The following is a 3,486-nucleotide window of genomic DNA, read 5'->3' on the forward strand; positions in this document are numbered from 1 at the left end:
GCAAGGAAGGCCGGGCGCATGTCCATCGGCATGGCCTCGACCGTGCACAGGAAATAGCGCGCCTTAGGCGGGACGATTTTCTCTTCACCGGTAATCAGTGCTGCTGCGCCCGGCCCCTTGGCCTTGACCACGCGGTCGTAAAGTTCGCGGGCCAGCAGGCGCAAGGGCAGGCCCATCACGCCGGAGGAACGCCCCAGCATGCGGGTCAGGGCAAGATGGGTCTTGCCCGTATTGGTAGGGCCGAGAACGGCCGTGATCTCGCCTTGCGTGCGCATCAACGCCTCGCTTTCGGCGGTGAAGATAGGGCGCTTGCCCCGCGCAATTAAGTGCGGGGCGCAGAGACGCGTTGTTTTTTGCTATTCGGGCCGGGCGCCAACCTGGAGATGGGTGGCGCTGATGGTCAGATTGCCGATCCGGGTATTGGCGCGGTAGCGCACCGGCACCCAGATATCGCCTTGCGGCGCCAGCCACATGACCACAGGACGGCGGGTGTCTTCCTCGGAGGGACGGTCACCGGTCTCATAGCCGCTGATCGGCTCGACATAGGCGCGGCATACCAGCGCCTCGCCGGACCAGGCGCGCGTATTCACACTGTCCATGCCGCCATTCTCAAGGCGCAGATTATAGCGAGCGCGCCCGTCAAAGATCGGTACCCGGCCCGAGCACGGTTCACCATTGGCGGTGAGCGGCGCGCTCAGCATCATGTTCAGAATGCCCGAAATCGGGTCCATCGCCCCGGTGCGCTCCTCGTCGGTGGCAGCCGGGTCGCCCATCGAGCCGAAGGGCGGGTTGATGTCCGGCACGGCCATGCCGTCGACAAAGTTCACCGCCACGACGCGGCCCTTGCCGCTGGCATGGTTGAGGTGCTGGTAGCGCCAGGGGTCCAGGCCCTCCTCGCGGACATAGCCAGATACGCCTGCCTCGATATTGGTGTCGTCAAACCAGGCCAGAAGCCCGCCTGACTGGAAGGTGGCGGTTGCCGAATAGGTCTGGTCGGGCCAGACCGCGTTTATCGAGATGTTTGCCACCGGGATCATCAGCAGCGAGCCGGAATAGCGCACGTAGAGGCTCTCCGGCGCTGTCGCCATGGAGGCAGCTTGCGTGTCCGCGCTGGCGGGCATCGCCGTCAGGCTGGCAAGGCTGGCAAGGGCGATGAGGGCTTTGGTCTTCATGCAGAAACGGGCTCCGGCTGGACGGTTCGGGCTGGGAAAGCCTCCCACCTGCCACCTGTCTGCACGATGAACGCGGCAGAGGTGTGGCAGACGCGTGCGGGACGGGCGGCATACCTACAGGCCCGGCTTGACGTGGCAAGCCCTCTCGGCTAACACCCGCGCTCCCGCGCTGGAGCTTGCCCTTCGGCGTGCACGGTATTCTTGAATACGACTTTGCTGGAGAAGGTGGAAGCCATGGCGCGCCGCTGCGAACTGACCGGAACCGGTCCGATGTCCGGGAACAATGTTTCCCACGCGAACAACAAGACCCGCCGGCGCTTCCTGCCGAACCTGATTGATGTGACCCTCGCGTCCGAGACGCTGGGCCGCGCGTTCAAGTTCCGCATTGCCGCCAAGGCCCTGCGCAGCGTCGACCATGTCGGCGGTCTGGACAGCTTCCTTCTGAAATCCCGCGACGAGAACCTGTCCTCGGGCGCGCTGAAAGTGAAGCGTGAGCTGAAAAAGGCACAAGGCGAAGCGGCGGCTTAAGCCCCTTATCCCTGCCTTGAAAGATCAGACGCCCGTCTCGATTGAGGCGGGCGTTTTCTTTTTGCCCGCAACCGGACTAGCGTGCCCGCTGACTTGCTTCGGGAGGGCATCATGATCCGCACACCGTCATTCATCGCGCTGGCGCTCGCCGGAATGCTGGCCGCATGCAGCGCCCCGGAACCCGAAGCGGATGGCAGCAGTGTCCAGCACGCACAGCGCATCTTCACCGGCGGCACCATTCACACCGGGCTTGGCCGGACGGTTGATGTGGTGGCCGTCCGCAACGGGCGCGTCATCTATGCTGGCGACGCACAGGGCCTTGATGCGCTCACCGGCAGTGAAACCGAGATTGTCGACCTTGCCGGTGCAACGATGTTTCCCGGCTTTACGGACTCCCACGCCCATCTGATCGGGATCGGCCAGCGCGAGCGCACGCTCAATCTGGAGGAAACCGCGTCCATCACCGACCTGCAGGCCCGCGTAAGTGCCTACGCAGAGGCAAACCCGGACGGTGTAATCTCCGGACGCGGCTGGATCGAGACCCACTGGCCGGAGGCGCGTTTCCCCTCTGCTGCCGATCTGGACACGGTCGTATCTGACCGTCCGGTCATCCTGATCCGCGCAGATGGTCACGCTCTGGTGGCCAACACGGCCGCTATGGACGCGGCAGGCGTAACGGCGCAGACGCCGGATCCTGAAGGCGGCGAGATCCTGCGAGACCCAGACGGCGCTGCGACCGGCATGATCATTGATGCCGCGATGGCGCCCTTCCGGGCGCTGCTGGCTGACCCTTCACCGGCTGAACGGGTTGAAATCTATGCCAGTGCCGCCGCGGTGATGGCGCGCCATGGCTGGACCGGCGTGCATGACATGAGCGTGCCCTATGGTGATGTCGACATTCTCGAACAGCTTGCCGAGGCCGGGCGCCTGCCGCTGCGTGTGCATGTGTCGGCCAATCCGGCAGCCTATGACGAGGTCGCCGCGCGCAGCCCGCGCATCCACGATGGCGGCCGGGTCACTGCAAGGGCGGTCAAGCTATACGCAGACGGGGCGCTGGGATCGCGCGGCGCGGCGCTGATCAACCCGTATGCGGATTCGCCGGGTAGTAGCGGGCTTCTCCTGATGCAGGAGGAGCAGGCCGGCGCAATGATGGACAATGCCTTGCGCGACGGTGTGCAGCTTGCCATTCACGCGATTGGCGATCTGGGTAACCGTCTCGTGCTCGACTGGGTGGAAGCTGCCTATGCCCGCGTGCCGGTGGAGGAACGCGCCGTGGCAGAGCCACGCTGGCGCATCGAACACACGCAAGTGGTCAGCCCGTCAGACCTTCCGCGCATTGCCGAGCTTGGACTTATCGCGTCCATGCAGCCCTCCCACGCCATCGGGGATCTGCACTTTGCGCCCGCACGCCTTGGCCTTCAGCGCCTGTCGGGCGCCTATGCCTGGCGCGACATCATGGAAAGCGGCGCAGTGATTGCGGGCGGATCGGATGCACCGGTTGAGCGCGGTGAGCCGCGCATCGAGTTCTATGCCGCCACCGTGCGGCGTGATCTCGACGGGTATGCGGACCCTGAAACCTGGCACCTTGAGCAGGCCTTGAGCCGGGAAGAGGCCTTGCGCCTGTTTACCGTGAACGCCGCCTATGCCGCATTCCGCGAAGGCGAGCTGGGCACGATTGCGCCGGGCACGCTGGCGGACTTCTCCGTCTTCGATACCGATCTGATGACAGCCGACGATCTCGACCTTCGCCATGCCCGGCCCGTTATGACGGTGGTTGATGGCGAAG

The 3,486-nt window shown here is 64.9% G+C and carries 3 protein-coding genes and 1 pseudogene; 2 read left to right on the forward strand and 2 right to left on the reverse strand.

Going from position 1 to position 3,486, the window contains the following annotated elements:
* Both ACTS2Z_RS11605 and ACTS2Z_RS11610 read right to left on the reverse strand, forming a co-directional pair.
* Positions 1-275: pseudogene (locus ACTS2Z_RS11605) on the reverse strand (helicase-related protein); the annotation flags it as partial.
* 81 nt (positions 276-356) lie between these two features.
* A complete protein-coding gene (locus ACTS2Z_RS11610; RefSeq protein ID WP_442573370.1) occupies positions 357-1,172 on the reverse strand; it encodes a DUF3108 domain-containing protein in 816 nt (271 codons plus the stop codon).
* Positions 1,173-1,406: 234 nt separating this feature from the next.
* Between ACTS2Z_RS11610 and rpmB the strand changes: the two genes are divergently transcribed.
* Positions 1,407-1,700 (forward strand): 50S ribosomal protein L28, encoded by a 294-nt coding sequence (gene rpmB / locus ACTS2Z_RS11615; RefSeq protein WP_442573372.1) that lies wholly within the window; start codon positions 1,407-1,409, stop codon positions 1,698-1,700.
* Between the two features lie 111 nt (positions 1,701-1,811).
* On the forward strand, positions 1,812-3,486 hold a 1,675-nt coding region (locus ACTS2Z_RS11620; RefSeq protein ID WP_442573371.1), incomplete at its 3' end, for an amidohydrolase.

The organism is Glycocaulis sp., assembly GCF_052168375.1.
Taxonomy (GTDB): Bacteria; Pseudomonadota; Alphaproteobacteria; order Caulobacterales; family Maricaulaceae; genus Glycocaulis.